The sequence below is a fragment of the Streptococcus infantis genome, assembly GCF_047460405.1.
In the GTDB taxonomy this organism is placed as follows: Bacteria; Bacillota; Bacilli; order Lactobacillales; family Streptococcaceae; genus Streptococcus; species Streptococcus infantis_Q.
The window spans coordinates 1-1435 of sequence record NZ_JASHGH010000041.1 but is presented as its reverse complement, the minus strand read 5'-3'; the positions used below and the strand labels follow the sequence as shown (position 1 = coordinate 1435).

General features: G+C 36.0%; 1 protein-coding gene. It reads left to right on the top strand.

All coding sequences use genetic code 11. The annotated features are described in order from the left end of the window. The first annotated feature begins 55 nt into the window (after window positions 1–55). Window positions 56–1404, top strand: a protein-coding gene (locus QM928_RS09835; RefSeq protein ID WP_414295148.1) for an IS3 family transposase whose coding sequence is annotated in 2 segments (ribosomal slippage) — window positions 56–506 and window positions 506–1404 — 1350 coding nt in all. Because the reading frame shifts where the segments join, the coding sequence is not laid out codon by codon here. Window positions 1405–1435 lie beyond the last annotated feature (31 nt).

The following is a 1435-nucleotide window of genomic DNA, read 5'->3' as shown; positions in this document are numbered from 1 at the left end:
TGAACTGCACCCCAAAAGTTAGACAGAAAAAATCTAACTTTTGGGGTGTTTTGTTATGAAATTAACTTATGAGGATAAAGTCCAGATCTATGAACTTAGGAAGCAAGGTCATAGCTTCAAGGAGCTTTCAAAAAGATTTGGTGTAGATGTCTCTGGGCTAAGATACATGATGAGATTGATTGAACGTTACGGGATAAAAATAGTCAAGAAAGGTAAGAATTGTTATTATTCTCCAGAACTAAAACAAGAAATGATTGATAAAGTCTTACTGGAAGGTCGTTCACTTAGAAGTGTCAGCCTTGATTATGCTCTCCTAAATCAAGGAATGCTTTCAAATTGGCTGGCACAATACAAGAAAAACGGGTATACTATTGTTGAGAAAACAAGAGGGAGACCATCTAAAATGGGACGTAAGCCAAAGAAAAAGCATGAGGAATTGACAGAGTTAGAACGCCTTCAAGCAGAAAATGAATATCTGAGAGCGGAGAATGCAATCCTAAAAAAGTTGAGAGAACTCCGATTGAAGGAGGAAAAAGAGAAAGAAGAAAGACAGAAATTGTTCAAGAATTAATCACTGAGTTTTCGTTAGAGATTCTTCTAAAGATTATTAAGCTCGCTCGTTCGACCTACTACTATCACGTGAAACAGCTAGACAAACCAGATAAGGATCAAGAGCTTAAAGCTGAAATTCAATCCATTTTTACTGAACACAAAGGAAATTACGGATATCGTCGAATTCATTTAGAATTAAGAAATCGTGGTTATGTAGTCAATCATAAAAGAGTTCAACGATTGATGAAAGTGCTTAATTTAAAAGCTATAATCCGCAAGAAACGCAAGTATTCTTCTCATAAAGGAGACGTTGGCAAAAAGGTAGAGAATCTCATTCAACGTCAATTTGAAGGCTCTAAACCAATGGAAAAGTGTTATACGGACGTGACAGAGTTTGCCATTCCAACAAGTAGCCAAAAGCTCTATTTATCACCAGTTTTAGATGGCTTTAATAGCGAAATTATCGCCTATAATCTTTCAACTTCACCAAACTTAGAACAAGTGGAAGCTATGTTAAACCAGGCCTTCAGTGAGGATCATTACACAAATACTATTCTCCATAGTGATCAAGGATGGCAGTATCAACATCAGTATTATCATCATTTTTTAGAGGATAAAGGCATCCAACCATCTATGTCACGTAAAGGAAACAGTCCAGATAATGGCATGATGGAGTCCTTCTTTGGCATTCTTAAATCTGAGATGTTTTATGGTTATGAGAAGACGTTTCACTCACTTGAGCAATTGGAACAAGCTATTGTAGACTATATTGATTACTACAACAATAGACGGATTAAGGTAAAACTAAAAGGACTCAGTCCTGTGCAATACAGAACTAAATCCTTTGCTTAAATTAATTGTCTAACTTTTTGGGGTCAGTACA